A 19,362-nucleotide genomic window follows, 5' to 3' on the forward strand; every position below is an offset into this window, starting at 1 on the left:
GGCGGTCCATTGCGCGAATGCGCATAACAATTTTCACGGGAGCGATTCAGCGACGTCTCGAACGTTTCCAGTCATGAGTGCACGACACATCGGCCCTGTGGCTGCACAGGGTTACGCGAAGCATGAGATTCCGGACGGATCGACTGCCGCCCGCCGCGACGGACAGTCACACTCACGGTTTCCGAGCCGTGTCTGCGCCGCCCACAGTGCTGGAGCCATCTCCGGAAGTCAATATTTTGGCGGGTACGAGCAGGTCGGCGGCGCTTTCCGGCCCGCCCGGGCGGTAGAGCGCTCTCACCGGCCTCGCCCGTTCGGTCGGTCGAACTCAGTCGATCGGTGGACGTCAGGCAACGGCTTTGTTTCGGTGGCGTTGCGCCATTGCGGCCGATCATCGAAACATTTAGTCTACTCTCCGCCACCTTTAGTCGAAACCAGCAAAAGTTCTGGGCTTCAACGGCGAAAGTCCCCACGCTACGTGCTCCACCGATGCTCGACCGCGATCACGGCCGTCTTCGATGGTTACGGTCAGTTAGGGGTTTGCGATGCCTGAAACACCCGCAGAGTCACCGACCCAGCCACTGCTCCAACTGCGCGGGATCGGCAAGTCCTTCCTCGGTGTCCGCGTCCTCGCCGACGTCGATCTCGACGTGCGCGCCGGTGAGGTGCACGCGGTCGTCGGCGAGAACGGCGCCGGGAAATCGACCCTCATGAAGATAATCTCCGGCGTGTACACCCCCGACGGCGGCACCGTCGAGCTCGACGGGCGCGCCGTGCACTTCCGCGGGCCACGCGACGCGCAGGCCGCCGGCATCGGGATCATCCACCAGGAGTTCAACCTGCTGCCCGAGCGCACCGTCGCGGAGAACGTCTTCCTCGGCCACGAACCGGTCCGCCGCGGCCTCGTCGACCGCAAGGCCATGCACGTGCGCACCGCGGCGCTGCTCGCCACCGCCGGCGAGACGTCCTTCGACCCCGGCGTGAAGGTCGGCCGTCTCGGCGTCGCCCAGCAGCAGGTCGTCGAGATCGTCAAGGCCCTCGCCCTCGACGCGCGGCTGCTCATCATGGACGAGCCGACCGCGGCCCTCGCCGACCACGAGGTCGAGCTGCTCTACGCGCTGGTGCGCCGCCTGCAGGCGCGCGGCATCGGCCTGCTCTACGTCTCGCACCGCCTCGCCGAGGTGTTCGACCTGTCCGACCGGATCACCGTGCTCAAGGACGGCCGCCGGGTCACCACCCTCGCCACCAAGGACACCACCGGCGACCAGCTCGTCAAGCACATGGTCGGCCGGGAGCTGGCCGGCTACTTCCCGCCCAGGGCGGCGCCCGGCGACCTCGGCGCGGTCCGCCTCGCCGTCCACAGTGGAACGAACCACAAGCTCCGGGGCGTCGACGTGCGGCTGCGCGCCGGGGAGATCCTCGGCATCGGCGGCCTGCAGGGCTCGGGCCGCTCCGCGCTCGCCCGGGCGATCTTCGGCGCCGACCCGTTCACCGGCGGCACCGTCGAGCTGGACGGCGCGCCCGTGCAGCTGCGCTCGCCCCGCGCCGCGATCCGGGCCGGCATCGCCTACGTCACCGAGGACCGCAAGGCCGAAGGCATCGTCGGCGGCCAGTCGGTCCTGGACAACGCCCTGCTCGCCGGTCGCGCCGTGTTCCCGTCGGGGCTCTTCTCGATGGGCGGCCGGGCCGACCGCACCGCCAACGTCCGCGAGCTGCTCACCGCCGTCGAGGTGCACGCCGCCGGCGAGGATCAGGAGATCCGGTTCCTGTCCGGCGGCAACCAGCAGAAGGTCGTCCTGGCCCGCTGGCTCGCGCTCGGGCCGAAGATCCTGCTGTTCGACGAGCCCACCCGGGGCATTGACGTCGGCGCCAAGTCCGCCATCCACGACCTGGTCCGCAAGCTCGCCCGCGACGGCGCGGCGGTGCTGATGATCTCGTCGGAGCTGCCCGAACTGCTCGGCATGAGCGACCGGATCGTCGTCATGCGGGACGGGGCCGTGGCCGGGGAACTGCCCGCCGGCGCGAGTGAGGAAGACGTCGTCGGTCTCGCCACCGGCGCCGTGACCGTCGAAGAGGTGAAGGCATGAACGGCCCGCAGCGGAGCAAGGAGCTGGTCATCATGAGCGCAGGCTTCAGGTCAGGCCGGCGCCGGAGCGCAACGGAGGTGGCGGCATGACCATGGCCCCGCCAGCACCGGCGAAGACCACCGCGATCCGGCTCAGGGCTTCGGCCGCCGGGCCCGCCCGCGGGGTCTACATCGCCCTCGCCCTGACGCTCGCCATCGGCTGGATCGTCGTCGCCATCGACGGTGGTTCGCTGTTCAACCAGTCCACCGTGGTCAGCCTGCTGCACGTGGCGACCGGCCTCGGCCTCGTCGCCGTCGGGCAGACCCTGGTCATCCTCGCCGGCTCGCTCGACCTGTCCGTCGCGTACGTGATCAGCATCAGCACCCTCGTCGCGGCCGAGACGATGGCCGGCAAGGACGAGCTCATCCTGCCCGCCGTCGGCCTGGTGCTGCTCGTCGCCGCGGCGATCGGGCTGGTCAACGGGCTGCTGGTGACCAAGCTGCGGATCAACGCATTCATCGCCACGGTCGGCGTCGGGCTGCTGCTCAAGGGGTACCTCGACAACGGCTACGACGGGCCGGCCGGCAAGACCGCGCACGCGTTCGTGCAGAGCCTCGGCTACCAGCGGGTCGGACCCGTCCCGGTCGCGTTCCTGCTGCTGCTCGCGGTGGCCGCGGCGGCCTGGTTCGTGGTGCGCAACACCCGCTTCGGCCACCACCTCATCGCCGTCGGCGGCGACCCCGACGTGGCCCGGCTCTCCGGCGTCCGCAACGACCGCATCCTCATCGCCGCCCACGTGCTGTGCGCCCTGTGCTCCGGACTCGCCGGCATCTACCTCGCCAGCCGGCTCGGCTCCGGCGCGCCCCGGGTCGGCGTCGAGGGCCTCTACGACCTCGAGTCGATCGCGGCCGTGGTGCTCGGCGGCACGGCCCTGGCCGGTGGGCGCGGCGGCGTGCTCGGCACCGTCGGTGGAGTCCTGCTGCTGGCCAGTATCGACAGCATCTTCAACCAGCTCGAGGTCGACGCGTTCTTCAAGCAGGTCATCCGTGGCGTCATCATCATCGCCGCGGTGGCCGTCTACGCCCGGCGGATGCACCGCCGCCGCACTGCGACCCGGAAGGCGGCGGCATGACGACCACCGTTGCAGAGACGCCGGCCCGCCGCCGGGTCAACCTCCTGAAGCCCGGCGGGATCGCGCCCATCATCGGGATCCTCGCGATCCTGCTGGTCCTGGTCGCGATCCGGCAGCCCGACTTCTTCGCCCCGGCGTCGCTGCTGTCGTTCATCGGCCGGTCCGCGCCCATCATCCTGCTCGCCGCCGGGCAGTACTTCGTCATCGTCTCCGGCGAGTTCGACCTGTCCGTCGGGTCGCTCGTCACCGCGCAGGTCGTCGTCGCGGCCCGGCTCATCGACAGCGACCCCGACAAGACCTGGCCGGTCATCGCCGTGGTGCTCGCGTTCGGCATCGTGGTCGGGCTCGTCAACGGCCTCGTCACCACGCTGCTGAAGGTCCCGTCGTTCATCACGACCCTCGGCATGTACCTGATCCTCGTCGGCGCCGTCTACCTGTGGTCCGACGGCGCGCCCAAGGGCGGCCTGTCCGAGGAGTTCCGCCGCTTCGGCCGGCGCGCGTTCGAGGACGTGCCGCTGCTCGGCCGGGTGCCCTACGCGCTGCTCGTCCTGCTCGGCGTCGCCGCAATCGCGGTCGCCGTCACCCGGTCCGACTTCGGCCGCACCCTGGTCGCCGTCGGCGGCAACCCGCGGACCGCCGAGCTCACCGGCGTGCGGGTCTGGCGCACCAAGACGATCGCGTTCGTGCTCAGCGGCGTCCTCGCCACCGTCGCCGCGATCCTGCTCGGCGGCTACAGCGGCGTGTCGTTCCAGGCCGGTGCCGGCCTCGAGTTCGGCGCCATCACCGCCGTCGTCCTCGGCGGGGTCGTCCTCGGCGGCGGCCGCGGCGCCGTCGCCGGCGCCATGCTCGGCGCGCTGACCCTCGAGACGCTCTTCGCCCTCCTGAACTTCTACGGCGTCTCCGGCGCCCTCCGGTCGACCGTCCAGGGCCTGATCATCCTCATCGCCGTCGCGGTCGGATCACTGCGCCGTCGCTGAGGCACGCACCCCCAACACCCCATCCCTAGGAGAACACGTGAGACGAACCACGTCCGTCGTCGCGGCCATGAGCGCCGCGTTGCTGATCCTGAGCGGCTGTTCCACCGACGAACCCACCACGTCCGCCTCCGGCGCCGCGTCGTCCAGCGCCGCGGCCGGTTCCGGCACCGGTGAGCAGTCGAAGTTCTTCGTGCAGGCTGACTATGACAACGAACTGTCGCTGCTGCAGGCGACCGCGACCGGCCCCGCCGACAAGCCGTGGGAGCAGGTGCTGAACCCGAAGCTGGTCGACACCGCCAAGTACAAGAAGGCCGGCCCGTACAAGATCTGCTTCTCCAACGCGGCGTTGAACAACCCGTGGCGGCAGGTCGGTTACAAGGTCATGCAGGCCGAGGTCGAGGCGCAGAAGGCCAAGATCAAGGAGTTCGTGCACGTCGACGCCGAAGGCAAGGACAGCAAGCAGATCGCGGACATCAACGACCTGCTCGGCAAGGGCTGTGACGCGCTCATCGTCTCGCCCAACACCACCGCGACGCTGACCCCGGCCGTCGAGGCCGCCTGCGCCAAGGGCCTGCCGGTCATCGTGTTCGACCGCGGCGTGGACACCAAGTGCCCGGTCACGTTCATCAACCCCATCGGTGGCTACGGCTTCGGCCACGTGGGCGCGTCGTTCCTGTCGGAGAAGGTCAAGCCCGGCGGCAAGGTCCTCGCGCTGCGTATCCTGCCCGGCGTCGACGTGCTGGAGACCCGCTGGTCGGCCGCCAAGGTCCAGTTCGACAAGGCGAAGGTCAACGTCGTCGGCGTCGAGTTCACCGACGGCGACCCGGCCAAGACCAAGAAGATCGTCAACGACTACATCCAGCGGTACGGCACGATCGACGGCATCTGGATGGACGCCGGTGCCACCGCCGTCGCCGCCGTCGAGGCGTTCCAGGACGCGGGCAAGCCCGTCCCGCCGATCAACGGCGAGGACCAGCTGGACTTCCTGAAGCTGTGGAAGGACAAGAAGCTCACCGCGATCGCGCCCACCTACCCGACCTACCAGTGGCGCACCCCGATCATCGCGGCCCTGAAGATCCTCAACGGCGAGCAGGTCTCCAGCCCGTGGAAGCTGCCGCAGCCGACGATCACGCAGGACAACCTCGACACGTACGTGGACGCGAACATGCCGCCGTTGCACTACGCCATGTGCGGCTGCAAGGATCTGCCCGGCTACCCGCAGCGCTGGAAGTAGGTCACACGTGCACGCACTGGGTGCCAATCCCTGGATCTGGTCCTCGCCGGTCGACGACGCCGTGCTCGCCGGGCTCGTGCCGCGCCTCGCGGCCTGGGGCTTCGACGCGGTCGAGCTGCCGGTCGAACAGGTCGGTGACTGGGACCCGGTGCGCACGGCCGACCTCCTGGCCGAGCACGGCATCCAGGCGGCCGGGGTCTGTGCGGTCACCCCGCCGGGCCGCGACCTGGTGTGCACCGACGCGTCGACCGTCGCGTCGACCCAGGCCTATCTACGGGCCTGTGTCGACGCGGCGGCCGCCGTCGGCGCGCCGTGCGTCGGCGGCCCGGTCTACGCCGCCGTCGGGCGGACCTGGCGGATGACCCCCGCGGAGCGGCTGGCCTGCTACGCGGACTTCCGGGCCGGGCTCGCCCCGGTGGCCGACTACGCGGGCGAGCGCGGCGTCAGCATCGGCGTCGAGGCGCTCAACCGGTATGAGACCAGCGTGGTGAACACGATGGCGCAGACCGTCGAGCTCATCGAGGGCCTGCCCGCGAACGTGGGGATCATGCTCGACACGTACCACATGAACATCGAGGAAAAAGATCCCTACGCGGCCGTGGCGGTGGCCGGCCCGCACATCAAGCACGTCCAGGTGAGCGGCACCGATCGCGGCGCGCCGGGCGCCGACCATCTGGACTGGCCGCGGTTCCTCGAGGCGATCGGCAAGGCCGGGTACACGGGCGCGCTGTGCATCGAGTCGTTCACCGCGGAGAACGCGACGATCGCGACGGCCGCGTCGATCTGGCGGCCCCTGGCCGAGTCCCAGGACCGGCTGGCCCTGGACGGCCTGGCGTATCTGCTGGGGCTGCTGACCGAGTAGGTGATCGACTACGGTCGTTGCCCATGGGGAGCCTGTCGGTCTGGGTCGCGGTCGTCGTCACGGTGCTGGGGCTGGTGGCCGTCATGGCCGCCGCCGCGCGCCGCCTGCTGGGCGTGCGCTTCGGACGGACCCGGCTCCTGCTCGCCGGTGTGCTCGCGCTGGTCGTGTCGGGTCCCATCTCGCGCGGCGTGGCCGGCTCGGTGCCGCGCGACACCACGTCGACGGCGCCGCTGTGGCTGCTGATCCTGGCCGTCATCGCCTCGCTCATCGTCGCCATGGTGTTCCTCGTCGTCGCCGAGGCGCTGGTGCCGACCGGCCGGTTCACGCCGCTGCTGTGGCTGCGCGGCCTGCGCGCCAGGTCGCGGCGGACCCGGCGGTACGCGCAGATCGTCGCCATCGCGGTGCGCCACGGCCTCGGCCCGTACCTGCGCGGACGCCGCAGCGCCGCGCCCGCGGCCCGGTCCCTGCGGCTGGCGCTCGAAGAGGGCGGGCTGACGTTCGTGAAGCTCGGCCAGGTCCTGTCCACCCGCCGCGACCTGGTGCCCGGCGAGTTCGTCGACGAGCTCAGCACGCTGCGGGACCGCGCCACCCCCGTCGCCTGGACGGACGTGCAGGCGGTCCTCGAAGCGGAGTTCGGGATGCCGCCGGGTGAGCTGTTCGCCTCGATCGAGCCGGAGCCGCTCGCCGCGGCGTCCGTCGCCCAGGTGCACGCCGCCACACTGCGCTCCGGCGCCGCCGTGGTGGTGAAGGTGCAGCGCCCCGGCATCCGCTCCATTGTGGAGCGTGACCTCGACATCGTCGGCCGGCTCGCGGAGACGCTCGAGGCGCGGACGCGCTGGGGGCGCACCGCCGGCGCGGTCGGTCTCGCCGACGGCTTCGCCCAGGCGGTGCGCGAGGAGCTGGACTTCCGGATCGAGGCACGCAACCTGGCGGCCGTCGCCGCCGCCGACCCGGACGGCCCGGTGACGTTCCCGGTGCCGGTCCCGGCCCTGTGCACGGAGAAGGTCCTCGTGATGAGCCGCCTCGACGGCGTGCCGCTCAGCGGCGCGGCGCCGGTCGTCGCGGCCCGCGGCCTGGACGCCGCCGACCTCGCCCGAACCCTGCTGTTCTGCGTGCTGCGGCAGATCCTGGTCGCCGGGGTCTTCCACGCCGACCCGCACCCTGGCAACGTCCTGCTGCTCACCGACGGCCGGCTCGGGCTGCTCGACTTCGGCTCCGTCGGCCGGCTCGACGGCGGCGTCCGCGAGGCGCTGCAACGGCTGCTGCTGGCCCTGGACCGCGGCGACCCGGCCGGCGCCACCGATGCGCTGCTCGGCGTCGTCGCCCGGCCCGACGAGGTCGACGAGGAGCGCCTGGAGCGCTCGCTCGGGCAGTTCATGGCGCGGCACCTCAGCACCGGCGGCGGCACCGACCCGGCGCTGTTCCGCTCGCTACTGCGCCTCATCGCCGACTACGAGCTGACCGTGCCGCCCGAGGTCGCCGCGGTGTTCCGGGCGCTCACCACGATCGAGGGCGGCCTGGCCGAGCTGGCGCCGGGCTTCGACGTGATGACCGAGGCGCGCGGGTTCGCCAACCGGTACTTCGCCGAGCTGTGGCGGCCGGAGACGGTCCGCGACGCGCTCACCGCGGAGCTCACCACGCTGGTGCCGGTGCTGCGCCGGCTGCCGCGCCGGGTCGACCGGATCGCCTCTGCCCTGGAGCGGGGCCGGCTCGGCGTCAACGTCCGGCTGTTCGCCGACGAACGCGACCGGCGGCACGTCAGCGGGCTGGTGCATCAGGTGCTGCTGACGGTGCTCGGCGGGGTGGCCGGCATCATGGCCGTGATGCTGCTCGGCACCGACGGCGGGCCGAAGGTGACCACGAACCTGTCGTTGTTCGCGCTGTTCGGCTACAACCTGCTCGCGGTCGCGGCGATCCTCGCGCTGCGGGTCCTCGTCGTCATCTTCCGCACCGACCGCTGAGCGTGCACGGGGTGACTACGATCGATGGTTCGATCCGGTTTGGGGGGAACCATGGTTCGTGTCGCGCGTTTCCTGCTGTGCCTGTCCTTCGTCATCCCGTTGGCCGGGTTCGGCCTCGTCTGGTGGATCTCGCGGCCGGAGCGCCACGCGCCGTCCGAGCCCGAGGGTGCGAAGCGTGCGCCGACCTGGTCGCGGGTGGTGACCGGGACCGGACCGGTCCGGGACGCGATGGTGGTCGGCGACGTGACGCTGGTCCAGGGTGAGAACACGCTCGTCGCGCTGGACAAGGTCGACGGCCGGGTGCGCTGGCAACGGCCGCTGCTATCCCAGCGGCAGGTGACAGTGCTCGCCGGTGCCGGCGGCGTCGCCGCGTTCGTGCGGGAGTCGGTCAAGCTGTACGACCTCGCCACCGGCGAGGAGCGCTTCGCGCAGGCGTTCAACGGCGACGTGGCCGTCAGCACCTCGACGATGGTGGTGAACGACTGCCCCGACGCGGCCACCCAGTGCACGATCACCGCCCGGGACATGACCACCGGTGGCCGGCGGTGGCAGCGCACGTATCCCCGGCCGGCCGGCTGGGACCCGTCCATGGCCACCGTCGAGATGCTCGGTTCCCCGACGGACCTGGGCGGCAACCGGCGGGCCGAGTCGATGGCGACCCGGGCGGCGGACGTGGTGCTGGTCCGGGAGAGCCGCGCCCAGGACGGCACCTGGAAGGTGACGGTCCGCGACATCACCACCGGCGAGCCGGTCGGCGGCTACACCATCCCGGACCTCATGACGAGGGTGGTCACCGCCCGCACGATGCTGGCCTGGGACCTGGACGCGGCCGGGTGCGAGCTGACCGTTTCGGCGTACGACGTGCGCGCCGGCAAGCTCGCCTGGACCGCTACCGCCGGGCAGTGGGAGCTCCCGGAACGTACATGGGGCGGCAAGCTGCGGTGCGGGCAGACGGCCTGGGCGCCGCCGGTGACGGGCGTCGCGATGGCGGTGACGACAGCCGACGGGCGTCCTCAGCTGGTGGACCTCGCCGACGGCAGCGTGCGGTGGACCGGGGAGCCGGACACCCACGTGCTCACCCTCACGGACCGGTGCGTCGTGGCCCGCGACGCCGGCGGCGACCTCATCGGTCTCGACCCGGCCGACGGGCACCGCCGCTGGGTGTCGCCCGTGCCCAAGGTCGTCGGCGACAGCCGGGTGGACGTGAACCGGGTCACCGCGACCGGCGACCGCTTGCTGTACCAGTACTATTTCGTCCCCGACGGCATCGGCGGCAAGGCCCGCAACGTCCTGCGGGTCATCGACCTGAGCTCCGGCCGGATCGACTGGATCGCCGACAACAGCGGCTGGCTGCTCGGCGCCGGCCCCGGCTGGACGGTGACCGGCTCGGACACGATCGAGGACATGGACGGCCCGCGCGAGATCCGGTTCTACGCCGGCTGACCGGTCGCGGCGGCGCGGACCGCGGCGGCGGCGTCCTTCGAGACTGCCGGCCAGTCCGCGCCGAACACCGACCGCGCGGCCGCGTCCAGGGTCTGGTGCCGGCGGACCACCTCGGTGAAGAACGCGAGCAGCTTCGCCTCGCCGTGGCGCTGGGCCAGGTACCGCACGGCGAGCAGGGCGATGCCGTAGCGGGCGATCGCGTCGTCGAGGGTGCCGTCCTTGGCCGGCCGGGCCTGGTTGACCGTGCCGTCCCAGCGGCCGCTCGCCACGTAGGTGCGCACCGACGGCAGGTCCTGGCGCAGGATCGCGCCGTCGCCGTCGGCGATGTACTCGGCGATGCCCTCCGTCAGCCAGAAGGTGCCGGCCGGCGGGGCGACGCCGTTGAGGGTCACCACGTGGGCGAACTCGTGGGTGAGCAGCAGCGTCGCGCCGGCGGCGGACCGGACGTCGTGGACGTCGAGGATCACGTCGGTCGCGCCCGGTTGCAGCGGCATGGCGTAGGCGGCGGCGTTGGTGGTGCCGGCGTGGTCGTACCAGCGCTGCCACTGCGCGTCGCCGGCGACGTAGACGAAGTACCGCTGCGGCGGGCCGTCGAACGAGGTGGCGAACCGGTCGTCGGTCGGGGCGGCCGCCTCCGCCGCACCCAGCACCAGGTCCAGGGTCGCGGGGGAGACCTGCGCGTCGTCCGCCGGCCCGGCGACGGTGACCCGGGCGCCCCGCTTGGCCGTCAGCGTCCCGGTGTCCCAGGGTCGGGTCGTCTGCTCGTACCCGATGAGCTGCAGGCGACCCCGGGCCACCGACCATTGCGTGCCGATGCGCAACTCCACCGGCAGGCAGTCGTCCGCGGCGAAGCAGTAGCCGATGCCGACCACCTGCCGCCACCCGTCGCCGTCGCGTTCGGGGCTGGTGGTCGCGGTCAGGTCCCACCGCCGCACGTCCAGCGCGGTGAGCGAGTCGAACCGCCGGCCGGCCTCCGCCCGCAGGTCCTGCCGGTCCGCGGGGATCGCCTGCAGGTAGCCGGCGCGGTCACCGCGCAGCAGCGCCTCGGACTGCTGGGTGAGGACGGTCCGGATCGCGTCGAGCGGGTCGTCGCCCGGCCGGACGAGCGGCCCGGTGAGCGCGAGGTCACTGGCGGCGTACGCCGGGGTGGAGAGCAGGACCAGCTGTGACACGAGCACGGCGAAGGCCGTGACGGCGGCCAGGGACAGCACCACCAGGGCGCCGAGGCGGGGGTCGACCCGCCGCCGGCCCGGCGGCACCGGTTGCGACGGCCAGATCGGCGCGGCCGGAGGTGCCGGCAGCTGGGTTGCGGTCATGCCCGGGACGGTATGCGCGATCCGGTCGCCTTTCCTTGCGGCGGCGGGCATCTGGCGCAATTCCGGGAGGCGGTCAGACCCGTAGCTCGTAGCGACTGACCAGGGTCCGGGTGTCGCCGGTGCGCTGGCCGGGCGCGCCGCCGACCTCGACGTCACCGCGGTGGTGGAAGCCGGCGGCCTCGTAGTAGGCCCGGAGCCGGGGGTTGCCGGCCACGCAGTCAAGCCGGAGCGCCGCGGCGTCCCGGGCGCGGGCCCGTCCGGCGGCCCAGGCCAGGATGGCGTGGCCGGTGCCGGCGGCCCACCGGCCGCACCGCCATCCGGTGCACGTACCCCGCCCGGCCCGGCAGGTCACTCCACAGTGGATCGGACCAGTCCAGGGTCACGGTGCCCGCCGTCCGCCCGCCGGAGCGGACCAGCCAGGTCTCGCCGCGCTCGACGGCCGGGGTGACCCAGTCCGCGGCGAAGCGCTCCGGCCACTGCCGGACGCCGCCGGCGGCGAGCCAGGCCGCGGCGTCGTCGAGCACGGACAGGACGTCCCCGACGTCGGTGGCCGTCGCCCGGACGAACTCGACGCCGCTCGACATGTCCCGATGATCCCCGACGGTGCTCAGGACGGCCGCCCCGAGACGCGGCGGTCGACCTCGGCGAGGACGTCCGGCCAGGCGCCGGCGAACACGTCGCGGGTCTCCCGCTCCGGGAAGCCCTGCTGGGCCAGGCGGACGCGTCCGCCGTCGATCGTGACCTGCACCGTGGTGTCGAATGCGGGCACGCCGTCATACACCGCGGTCACGGCGTACTCGAGGCGGTGCGGGCGGTCCAGTGCCGTGATCGTGCGCTCCTCGCGGAACGCGGGGCCGTCCGGCACCTGGAACGCCACCGACCAGCGGCCACCGACCCGCAGGTCCAGCGAGGAGTCGACGACCCAGTCCGGCCGGTCGCTGTCGTACAGGGCGATGAACGCGTCGAAGATCGCCTCCGGCGCGGCGTCGATGGTCCGTTCGACGCTCAGCGCGTGCACCTCGTCATCATTCGGCATGCCCCCTATGATGGCAGATGTCCGAGTTGCGCTCGTCCCGCGCAGCGAACAGGATGGACCTGCCGGCCGCGGATCTTGGCGCGCGGCGACGGAAAGGGTGGTTGGCATGGACGTCGGCGACATCGTCGAGGACTTCGAGCTGGCGGACGACCAGGGCGTGACCCGGTCGCTGAGCGGGCTGCTCGCGGACGGGCCGGTGGTCCTGTTCTTCTACCCGGCGGCCCTCACCGCCGGCTGCACCGCCGAGGCCTGCCACTTCCGCGACGTCACCACCGAGCTCCGGGCGGTCGGCGGGCATCCGGTCGGGATCAGCGGCGACTCCGTCGAGCGGCAGGCCGAGTTCGCCACCAAGCACCGGCTCGGCTACCCGCTGCTGTCCGACCCGGACGGTGTCGTGAAGGCGAAGTTCGGGGTCAAGCGGGGGCCGCTCGGGCTCACCCCGACGGCCCGGGTCACGTTCGTCATCGACACCGATCGCCGGATCCTCGCGGTGGTCAAGAGCGAGATCCGGATGGACGTGCACGCCGACAAGGCCGTCGAGGCGCTGCGAAAGCGGCAGGCCGCCGCCTGACGGGCCATTGCGGTTCGCGGAGCGTCGCGCCAGGATCACCGCGTGACGCTGAACTGCTGGCGGTGCCACCGGGTCTCGGCCGCTGACGAGCCGGCGTGCGCGTGGTGCGGCGTCTGGCTCGCCGCCCTCGATCCCGGGCGCGTCCCGGCGCCGCTGCGGTCCCTGCTGGCACCGGCCCGGCGGTGGGGCATCTCCGACGACGTGTTCCGGGTGGACGCGGTCGACGACGCCTCACCGTTCGAGCTCGACGGGCTCGTCCAGGCGGTCGACGGTGTCGACGTCGACCAGGTCGACGCCTGGCTGTGCGGCCCCGAGGGCGACGCGGCGGATCCGGCCAACGAGTACGTGGCGGTGAGCGCCCTCATGATGGCGGCCGAACTCGCCCGGCTGCGCCTCGATCCGTTCTGAACCCGGGCTGAGCGAGTCCCAGGATCCGTCGCAGCGCGGTGGCCTCCGGCGTGATGAGCGCCGGGTCGTCGCCGGGGACGAACTCGAGCAGCACGTCGATGCCGCTCGGCAGCAGCGCCGCCGCGGCGCGCCAGAGGTCCTCCCGCTCGGCCAGCCGCAGGCGCCGCGTGCCCGGCCACCACGAGAACGCGTGCACCGCCACCACGTGCGGCAGCAGCGCTTCGAGCGTGCCGACGGCCGCCGCGTCGGGTAGGTCGTTCGGGGGCTGCCAGTACATGGCGGCGTTGGACCGGTCGACGGCGGCCAGCAGCGCCAGGGCCGAAGCCGGGGTGTCGGTGAGGGTGTCGCGGTGGCACTCGAAGGCGACGGTGAGGCCGTGCCCGCCGGCCTCGTCGCAGATCCGCCTGGCTGCGGCGGCGACTGCGGCGCGTTGCTGCGGTGACGCGTTCGCGGAGCCGGTGGCGCCGGCCCAGACGCGGATGCGCGGCGCGCCGAGCGCCACGGCGGCCGCGACCGTGCCGGTCGCGGCGAGGGGGTCGTCGCAGCGGAAGTAGCTGCCGTACGCGGCGACCGTCAGCCCGGCGTCGCGGGTCCGGGCGCCGGCGGCCGCGGCGGCGGCGGGGTCGGACGGCGGGACGTGGTGGTCGCCGGCCCACTCGATCGCGGTGAGGCCCGCCGCGGCGGCGACCGCGACGACGTCCGGGACCGGGTGCCGCCGCATCGTCACTGAACACAGGCCGATCATGTGGGCTCCCTCGTCAACGGTGTTCAAGGAGGCGGAGGTGCTGGCCGGCGCGGCCAGCACCTCCTGACCGGTGCTTACGGGGTCACGGCGATGTTCGTCAGGCCGCGCACGGCGTTGCTCACCGTGTTGGACGCGTAGACGACGTTCGGGAGCTCGGCGCACTTCGAGGTCGACGTCACGTTGATCGCGTAGTCGCCGGCGCCGCCGAGGTCGGAGCGGTTGCCGCGCCAGATGTTGCCGCAGCCGTTGGCGAACGACGGCGTGGTGCTCGGGTTGTGGGTCTCGTACCCGTTGGCGAACGTGCCCGGCGAGCGGAACGTGCCGGTGTTGTTCTCGATGACGTAACCGATACCCTTCGCGTCGATCCACGAGTCGGCGGAGTTCTGCCCGGAGATGCCTTGCCCGTCGAAGGTGTTGCCGCGGATCACGCCGTTGAACGTGCCCTCCTTGACGTCGATGGCCTCCGCGGCGATGTTCGGGCCGATCCGGTTGTTCAGGACCTGGACCCGGTCGGACCGGTCGGCGCCGCCGCTGTTGCCGTGGCAGCCCCAGTTCGAGTTGGCCGAGCCGATGTACACGCCCTCGCCGTATCCGGGCTGCACGAGGCCGGTCCGCTCGATGCGCGAGTTCTGGATGACGCTGTCGGCCGACGACCGGCGGAAGTGCACCGCCTCCTCCTCGACGTCGTGCACGAACACGCCGTCGATGGTGGTGTGGTGCGAGTTGTCGGCGACGATGCCCTTCTTGGACTCCGCGACGGTGAACCCGACGAGGTTCCAGTACGGCGCGTCGGCCAGCCACAGGCCGTAACCGGAGTCCCAGCCCGCGGTCGGTGCCGGGCAGCTCGGCGCGGTCCCGGACGGCCCGTCGTTGATGAGGACGGCGCCGGCCGGGCCGGTGAGCGTGATGCGCTGTGCTGCGGTGCCGTCGGCGGTGGCGACGAACGACCCGTGGTAGGTCCCGGCCGCCAGCCGGATCGTCTGCCCGGGCCGGGCAGCGGCGAGGGCCTGCTGCAGTTGCGCGGCGGTGGCGACGTCGACGACCGGCCCGGTGGGCGGCGGTGACGACGGCGGTGGGGAGGAAGGCGGCGGCGACGACGGCGGCGGAGAGGAAGGCGGTGGGGTGCCGCCTCCGCACGGCCGGCCGCCGATGGTGCAGTTCAAGGGGACGCCGAGCCCGGACACGTTGAAGCCGAACGTCTCCGTGGCGCCCGGCGCGATGTCGCCGTTGTACCCGGCGTTGGTGAACTTGTGGTGCTGCCCGGTGCTGGTGCGCACCGAGCTCCACGAGCTGCTCACGGTCGAGCCGGCGGGCAGGTCGAACTCGACGGTCCACGCCGTGGATGCGGCGTCGCCGGTGTTGCGGACGGCGTACTGGGCGCCGTACCCGGAACTCCAGGTGGACGTCTGGGCGAACGTGGCGGTCAGCTGCGGTGCGGCGGCGTAGGCGACACCGCCGACGGCCACCACCGTGGCGGCGCTCAGGGCCGCGATGACAAGTCTTCGCATGGGGGCCTCCTAGCAGGTCGAGCCGTTGACGCGGCAGTTGGTGGGCAGCCCCGTACCGGCCGCGTTGAAGCCGAACGTGGCGGACTTCCCGGGTTTGATCGCGCCGTTGTAGCCGGCGTTGGTGAAGGTGTGGTGCTGCCCGCTGCTGACGCGCACGGAGCTCCACGAGTTCGACACGGTCGTGCCGGACGGCAGGTCGAACTCGACCTTCCAGCCGGTGGTGGCGGTCGTGCAGCGGTTGGTGAGGGTGTACTCGGCGCCGTAGCCGCTCGACCAGGTCGACGTCTGCGCGAACGTGACCGCCAGACATCCACTGGCGGACGGGGATGCCGACGCGGACGGCGACCGGGACGGGGACGGAGACGCCGACGGAGACGCCGACGGGGAAGTGGGAGAGGTGGTCAGCGAGCGCAGGAACAGCGACGCGGCGGCATCCGTGCGCGACGCGTCCACGCCGTGCCCGCCGGTGTAGTCCCGCTGCTCGTTGCCGGCCCAGTCGGCGATCGGTACCCCGCCCGCGTCGAGGTGCTGCCAACCGCTGCCGTTCCAGCCGAACTGGTACACCCGCTGCGCGTCGGCGTAGAACGGGGTGAACGCGGCGCCGGTGCTGACCTGCTTGCGCATCGTGTTGTGGAAGAAGACGTTGCGCGGCCCGGACGAGCCGGACCACTTGACGGCCTTCTTGCCGGCGGCCCACCAGATCGGGAACCACGTCGAGGCGTCGACCCCGCCGCCGCCCTCCTCGCCGCAGTTGGTGGTGCAGTTCGCGGAGCGGTGCTCGAACGGCACGGTGACGGTGTTGTTCTCGAAGAGGTTGTTGCGCTCCCAGCCGCCGTGCAGGTTGAGGTCGGAGTCGAAGTCGTTGCCGATGACGACGTTGCCGGACGCGGACCACTGGAAGGTGAAGTGGCGCAGGTTGCGTGAGGTGTTGCCGGCGTACAGGGAATCCCAGACGCGGGAGCCGCGGAAGTACCCGTTGCCGCCCTTGCCCTTGTTCCAGGCACCGTCCAGGGTGTTGCCGACGATCTGCAGGTGGTAGGCCTCCTCGGTGACGATCGGGTGGGAGCCGGTCATCTCCGCGCGCACGCCGCTGACCCACGAGTCCGCCGCCCACTTGAACACGATGCCGTGCATCTCCTGGGCCGGCGCCATGTTGCCGTAGTTGTGCACCGCGGCCGCCCGGTCCAGCCCGGGGATGTCCTGGGTGAAGGCGAGGTTCTCGAAGCCGACGCCGACGACGGGGTCGACGATCGGGGAGACCTTCGAGGCGTAGGTGGCCGACCCGATCGGTGCCGAACCGTCCGATGTGGAGTCGACCGGCACGTCGAACTCCAGGGGCTTGTTGAGCGTCACCGTCCGGTTGGCGGAGTCGACGGCCGCGACGGTGAAGATCTGCTGCCGCATGTGCTGGTCCAGCAGGGTGCCGTCGGCCGGGGTGATGTTCTGCTGGGCGTAGAACGCGACGGTGTTGGCGGCCCGGACGTTGACCAGGCCGCCGACCGTCAGGTTGGCGAGGGAGCCGGAACTGGCCAGATAGACGGTGGTGTCGCCGGTGCGGCCCGCGAACCCCGCGTCGCCGGGCTTGGCGCGCAGCGCGACCCCGACCTTCCAATGGACGTTGACGGTGCCCTCGAAGATGTCCTTGCGGTTGGCGGGCGCGGCGGCATGGTCGGCGGTGTAGGCGGAGTGCACGCCGCGGGACTGCACCCGGAACAGGCCGCGGCCGGGCCACAGCCACCCGCCCTTGCCCTGCCCCGAGGTCATCCCGTCCTCGTCCCAGTCCGAGCCGTCCTCGGTCAGGGTGTCGTACGCGGTGTTCGCGTCCGGCCGGTAGACGAACTGGGTGCCGCCGGGGGCGGAGCCGGCGCCGCGCAGCACGAGGTAGTCGGCGTCGACGTGGATCTCGCGGGAGACGTTGAGCGTGCCGGCCGGCAGTGACAGCAGGCTGAGCTTCGCGTATGACGCGGACGGGCTGCAGGCCGCCTTCAGCGCGTCGATCGCGGCCTGGACGCCCGCGGTGTCGTCGGTGCCGTCGCCGGGCCGCACGCCGTACTGGCTGTCGAGTTCGGCGGGGGTGAGCTGGCAGTTCGGGTCCGGGTTGACCTGGCCGGCGCCGGGCAGGTCGGCGCCGCCGCGGTATCCGGCCCGGCTCCAGTCGTAGAGCCCGGCGACGGGCGCCCGGCGGTTCGCGGCGGACAGGTCCAGGCCGGCGTTGACCTGGGCATTTGAGGTTTGGGCGAGGTACACGACGCCCGCCGACGCGAGCATGACGGCTGCTGCGGGCAGCACCACGGATCTTCGGAACATTGCTACCTCCCGGGCTTAACAGCTTGGCAATGCGCTAGTAAACTGAACTCCGTCCAGCAGGTCAATAGATGTCTGTCATTTAGGTAGCTGTCCACATATGTAGACGGAGGCGACGCGGGTGCGGCGCATACTCATCACGGGTGGATCGGGCAAGGTGGCGGCGCTGCTGCGACCCCGGCTGGCCCGCCCCGGCCGGACGCTGCGGCTGCTCGACCTGCGCCCGCCCGACCCGGTCGGGATGCCGGGCGATGAGGAGTCGGTGGTCGCCGGCGTGGAGGATCTCGACGCGCTGACCGTGGCCTGCAAGGACGTCGACGCGGTGGTGCATCTCGGCGGGCTGGCGAAGGAGAACACCGCCACGGAGGTGCTGCGGGTCAACGTCGCCGGCACGCTCAACGTCCTGGAGTCGGCCCGGCTCGCCGGCGTGCGCCGGGTCGTGCTCGCCTCGTCCAATCACGCCGTCGGATTCGAGGAGGTGGCCGGCCGCGCCGAGGTGCCCGCCGACCTGCCGGGCCGGCCCGACACGCTGTATGGCTGGAGCAAGGTCGCCGGGGAGGCCGCCGGCCGTCTCTACGCCGACCGCTTCGGCATGGACGTGCTGTGCCCGCGGATCGGCATGTGGACCACCGCGCCGCCGTCCCTGCGCGGGCTGTCGATGTGGCTGTCACCGGACGACGGCGCACGGCTGATCGAAGCGTGCCTGAGCGCCCCGGCGCCGGGTTTCCGGCTGCTGTGGGGGATCAGCCGCAACACGCGGCGGTGGGCGTCCCTGGCCGAGGGCGAGGCGATCGGCTACGACCCGCGCGACGACGCGGAGGCGTTCCTGGCCGACCTCGTCGCCCGCCACGGCTCGCCGGACCCGTCCCTGACCCGGATCGGCGGCGCCTGGTGCGACATCCCGCTCGGACAGCCCTCGGTGCAGCGCTAGCGGATACCTTCGCGGCGCAACGTTGCCACCAGGATGGCGGTGTGGCGCAGGAGGGCGGCCGCGACCCGCTCCACCTCGTCGTCGTCGGCCAGCTTCGCCGGCATCGAGCAGCTGATCGCGTCGGTCGCCGGGATCCGGTAGTCCAGCGGCACGGCCACGCAGGCCACGCCCTCGGTGCCCTGCTCGTGCTCGACCGCCCAGCCACGGGCCCGGGTCCGGTCCAGTTCGGCGAAGAGCTCGTCCCGGTCGGTGATCGTGCGCCCGGTCAGTGCGTCCAACTGGGCCGGTAGCACCGCATCGACCTCGTCGCGGGTCAGGCAGGACAGCAGGCACTGGCCGAGCGCGGTCACGTGGGCCGGCAGGCGGCGGCCGACCCGCGGCACGACGCTGGCACCGCCACGGGACTCGCGGCTGGCGAGATACAGCACGTGCGCGTCGTTACGGCGGGCGTAGTGCATCGTGTAGCCGAGCTCGGCGCGCAGGTCTTCCAGGGTCTCGTAGGCGAAGGGCAGGGCCGGGTCGCGGTCGAGGTAGGCGGTGCCGGACAGCAGCGCGTGCGGGCCGACCCCGAACGCGGAGCCGGTCGCGTCGGACTCGACCCATTTCATCTCGCGCAGCGTGCGGATCAGCGCGTGCAGGCTGGAGCGCGGGTAGCCCATCTTCTCCTGCAGCTCGGCCAGGGTGAGCCGGGTCGGCGAGGCGGCCAGGACCTCCAGGATCCGCACGGTGCGCTCGGCCGACTTGACCGTCGCCGTCTCGCCCGAGCCGTGCTCCTCGCTCGCTGAGCGCCGCTTGCCCGCCATGACGATCACCGTTTCCCTCAGCCGACGTGTTGACGGTCATGATACAGGACGTTAACTTGTCCCTGCAC

General features: G+C 72.1%; 18 protein-coding genes. 10 read left to right on the top strand and 8 right to left on the bottom strand.

The window, feature by feature from the left end:
- The first annotated feature begins 542 nt into the window (after positions 1–542).
- The 7 genes from ACFPIJ_RS07905 to ACFPIJ_RS07935 all read left to right on the top strand — a co-directional run bounded on the left by ACFPIJ_RS07905 (position 543) and on the right by ACFPIJ_RS07935 (position 9,672).
- On the top strand, positions 543–2,084 hold the full coding sequence (locus ACFPIJ_RS07905; protein ID WP_380113980.1) for a sugar ABC transporter ATP-binding protein: 1,542 nt from the start codon (positions 543–545) through the stop codon (positions 2,082–2,084).
- A gap of 85 nt (positions 2,085–2,169) precedes the next feature.
- Positions 2,170–3,195 (top strand): ABC transporter permease, encoded by a 1,026-nt coding sequence (locus tag ACFPIJ_RS07910; protein WP_380113981.1) that lies wholly within the window; start codon positions 2,170–2,172, stop codon positions 3,193–3,195.
- Positions 3,192–4,172, top strand: a complete 981-nt coding sequence (locus tag ACFPIJ_RS07915) for an ABC transporter permease (RefSeq protein WP_380113982.1) — start codon at positions 3,192–3,194, stop codon at positions 4,170–4,172. Before ACFPIJ_RS07910 ends, ACFPIJ_RS07915 begins: the two co-directional genes overlap by 4 nt.
- A 37-nt stretch (positions 4,173–4,209) precedes the next feature.
- The gene (locus tag ACFPIJ_RS07920) at positions 4,210–5,406 is read left to right on the top strand and encodes an ABC transporter substrate-binding protein (protein WP_380113983.1); all 1,197 of its coding nucleotides are present in this window, start codon (positions 4,210–4,212) and stop codon (positions 5,404–5,406) included.
- A gap of 7 nt (positions 5,407–5,413) precedes the next feature.
- The gene (locus ACFPIJ_RS07925) at positions 5,414–6,268 is read left to right on the top strand and encodes a sugar phosphate isomerase/epimerase family protein (RefSeq protein ID WP_380113984.1); all 855 of its coding nucleotides are present in this window, start codon (positions 5,414–5,416) and stop codon (positions 6,266–6,268) included.
- Between the two features lie 23 nt (positions 6,269–6,291).
- Positions 6,292–8,229, top strand: coding sequence for an ABC1 kinase family protein (locus tag ACFPIJ_RS07930; RefSeq protein ID WP_380113985.1), 1,938 nt, complete (start codon positions 6,292–6,294; stop codon positions 8,227–8,229).
- Positions 8,230–8,280: 51 nt separating this feature from the next.
- Positions 8,281–9,672 carry an outer membrane protein assembly factor BamB family protein gene (locus ACFPIJ_RS07935; RefSeq protein WP_380113986.1) on the top strand — a complete coding sequence of 464 codons (1,392 nt, stop codon included), beginning with the start codon at positions 8,281–8,283 and terminating at the stop codon, positions 9,670–9,672.
- Here ACFPIJ_RS07935 and ACFPIJ_RS07940 read toward each other — a convergent pair.
- The 4 genes from ACFPIJ_RS07940 to ACFPIJ_RS07955 form a co-directional block, all read right to left on the bottom strand.
- Positions 9,660–10,988, bottom strand: a complete 1,329-nt coding sequence (locus ACFPIJ_RS07940) for a hypothetical protein (protein WP_380113987.1) — start codon at positions 10,986–10,988, stop codon at positions 9,660–9,662. The genes ACFPIJ_RS07935 and ACFPIJ_RS07940 overlap by 13 nt on opposite strands.
- Positions 10,989–11,061: 73 nt before the next feature.
- Positions 11,062–11,202: a hypothetical protein gene (locus ACFPIJ_RS07945; RefSeq protein WP_380113988.1), complete on the bottom strand. Its 141-nt coding sequence runs from the start codon at positions 11,200–11,202 to the stop codon at positions 11,062–11,064.
- A gap of 4 nt (positions 11,203–11,206) precedes the next feature.
- Positions 11,207–11,572: a hypothetical protein gene (locus ACFPIJ_RS07950; RefSeq protein WP_380113989.1), complete on the bottom strand. Its 366-nt coding sequence runs from the start codon at positions 11,570–11,572 to the stop codon at positions 11,207–11,209.
- A 23-nt stretch (positions 11,573–11,595) separates the two neighbouring features.
- Complete coding sequence (locus tag ACFPIJ_RS07955) at positions 11,596–12,024, bottom strand: SRPBCC family protein (protein ID WP_380113990.1); 429 nt, start codon at positions 12,022–12,024, stop codon at positions 11,596–11,598.
- A gap of 106 nt (positions 12,025–12,130) precedes the next feature.
- Between ACFPIJ_RS07955 and ACFPIJ_RS07960 the strand changes: the two genes are divergently transcribed.
- A complete protein-coding gene (locus ACFPIJ_RS07960) occupies positions 12,131–12,595 on the top strand; it encodes a peroxiredoxin (RefSeq protein WP_380113991.1) in 465 nt (154 codons plus the stop codon).
- A 42-nt stretch (positions 12,596–12,637) separates the two neighbouring features.
- On the top strand, positions 12,638–13,003 hold the full coding sequence (locus ACFPIJ_RS07965; RefSeq protein ID WP_380113992.1) for a hypothetical protein: 366 nt from the start codon (positions 12,638–12,640) through the stop codon (positions 13,001–13,003).
- On the opposite strand, the gene ACFPIJ_RS07970 is transcribed toward ACFPIJ_RS07965, so the two are convergent.
- The 3 genes from ACFPIJ_RS07970 to ACFPIJ_RS07980 form a co-directional block, all read right to left on the bottom strand.
- Complete coding sequence (locus ACFPIJ_RS07970) at positions 12,957–13,748, bottom strand: sugar phosphate isomerase/epimerase family protein (protein WP_380113993.1); 792 nt, start codon at positions 13,746–13,748, stop codon at positions 12,957–12,959. The two genes, ACFPIJ_RS07965 and ACFPIJ_RS07970, sit on opposite strands and share 47 nt — an antisense overlap.
- A gap of 74 nt (positions 13,749–13,822) precedes the next feature.
- On the bottom strand, positions 13,823–15,256 hold the full coding sequence (locus tag ACFPIJ_RS07975; protein WP_380113995.1) for a cellulose binding domain-containing protein: 1,434 nt from the start codon (positions 15,254–15,256) through the stop codon (positions 13,823–13,825).
- 9 nt (positions 15,257–15,265) lie between these two features.
- Entirely contained in the window at positions 15,266–17,563 is a 2,298-nt protein-coding gene (locus ACFPIJ_RS07980) for a cellulose binding domain-containing protein (protein ID WP_380113997.1), read from the bottom strand.
- A 118-nt stretch (positions 17,564–17,681) separates the two neighbouring features.
- Between ACFPIJ_RS07980 and ACFPIJ_RS07985 the strand changes: the two genes are divergently transcribed.
- Entirely contained in the window at positions 17,682–18,491 is an 810-nt protein-coding gene (locus ACFPIJ_RS07985) for an NAD-dependent epimerase/dehydratase family protein (RefSeq protein ID WP_380113999.1), read from the top strand.
- On the opposite strand, the gene ACFPIJ_RS07990 is transcribed toward ACFPIJ_RS07985, so the two are convergent.
- The gene (locus ACFPIJ_RS07990) at positions 18,488–19,294 is read right to left on the bottom strand and encodes an IclR family transcriptional regulator (RefSeq protein WP_380114001.1); all 807 of its coding nucleotides are present in this window, start codon (positions 19,292–19,294) and stop codon (positions 18,488–18,490) included. The two genes, ACFPIJ_RS07985 and ACFPIJ_RS07990, sit on opposite strands and share 4 nt — an antisense overlap.
- Positions 19,295–19,362: the final 68 nt, after the last annotated feature.

The organism is Dactylosporangium cerinum, assembly GCF_042653625.1.
Classification (GTDB): domain Bacteria; phylum Actinomycetota; class Actinomycetes; order Mycobacteriales; family Micromonosporaceae; genus Dactylosporangium; species Dactylosporangium cerinum.

What these genes read in the sequence shown, in the direction of transcription:
- ACFPIJ_RS07905 (WP_380113980.1), top strand. Translation starts at nt 543, where the DNA reads ATGCCTGAAACACCCGCAGAGTCACCGACCCAGCCACTGCTCCAACTG.
- ACFPIJ_RS07910 (WP_380113981.1), top strand. Translation starts at nt 2,170, where the DNA reads ATGACCATGGCCCCGCCAGCACCGGCGAAGACCACCGCGATCCGGCTC.
- ACFPIJ_RS07915 (WP_380113982.1), top strand. Translation starts at nt 3,192, where the DNA reads ATGACGACCACCGTTGCAGAGACGCCGGCCCGCCGCCGGGTCAACCTC.
- ACFPIJ_RS07930 (WP_380113985.1), top strand. Translation starts at nt 6,292, where the DNA reads ATGGGGAGCCTGTCGGTCTGGGTCGCGGTCGTCGTCACGGTGCTGGGG.
- ACFPIJ_RS07935 (WP_380113986.1), top strand. Translation starts at nt 8,281, where the DNA reads ATGGTTCGTGTCGCGCGTTTCCTGCTGTGCCTGTCCTTCGTCATCCCG.
- ACFPIJ_RS07940 (WP_380113987.1), bottom strand. Translation starts at nt 10,988, where the DNA reads ATGACCGCAACCCAGCTGCCGGCACCTCCGGCCGCGCCGATCTGGCCG.
- ACFPIJ_RS07950 (WP_380113989.1), bottom strand. Translation starts at nt 11,572, where the DNA reads ATGTCGAGCGGCGTCGAGTTCGTCCGGGCGACGGCCACCGACGTCGGG.
- ACFPIJ_RS07955 (WP_380113990.1), bottom strand. Translation starts at nt 12,024, where the DNA reads ATGCCGAATGATGACGAGGTGCACGCGCTGAGCGTCGAACGGACCATC.
- ACFPIJ_RS07960 (WP_380113991.1), top strand. Translation starts at nt 12,131, where the DNA reads ATGGACGTCGGCGACATCGTCGAGGACTTCGAGCTGGCGGACGACCAG.
- ACFPIJ_RS07970 (WP_380113993.1), bottom strand. Translation starts at nt 13,748, where the DNA reads ATGATCGGCCTGTGTTCAGTGACGATGCGGCGGCACCCGGTCCCGGAC.
- ACFPIJ_RS07975 (WP_380113995.1), bottom strand. Translation starts at nt 15,256, where the DNA reads ATGCGAAGACTTGTCATCGCGGCCCTGAGCGCCGCCACGGTGGTGGCC.
- ACFPIJ_RS07980 (WP_380113997.1), bottom strand. Translation starts at nt 17,563, where the DNA reads ATGTTCCGAAGATCCGTGGTGCTGCCCGCAGCAGCCGTCATGCTCGCG.
- ACFPIJ_RS07990 (WP_380114001.1), bottom strand. Translation starts at nt 19,294, where the DNA reads ATGGCGGGCAAGCGGCGCTCAGCGAGCGAGGAGCACGGCTCGGGCGAG.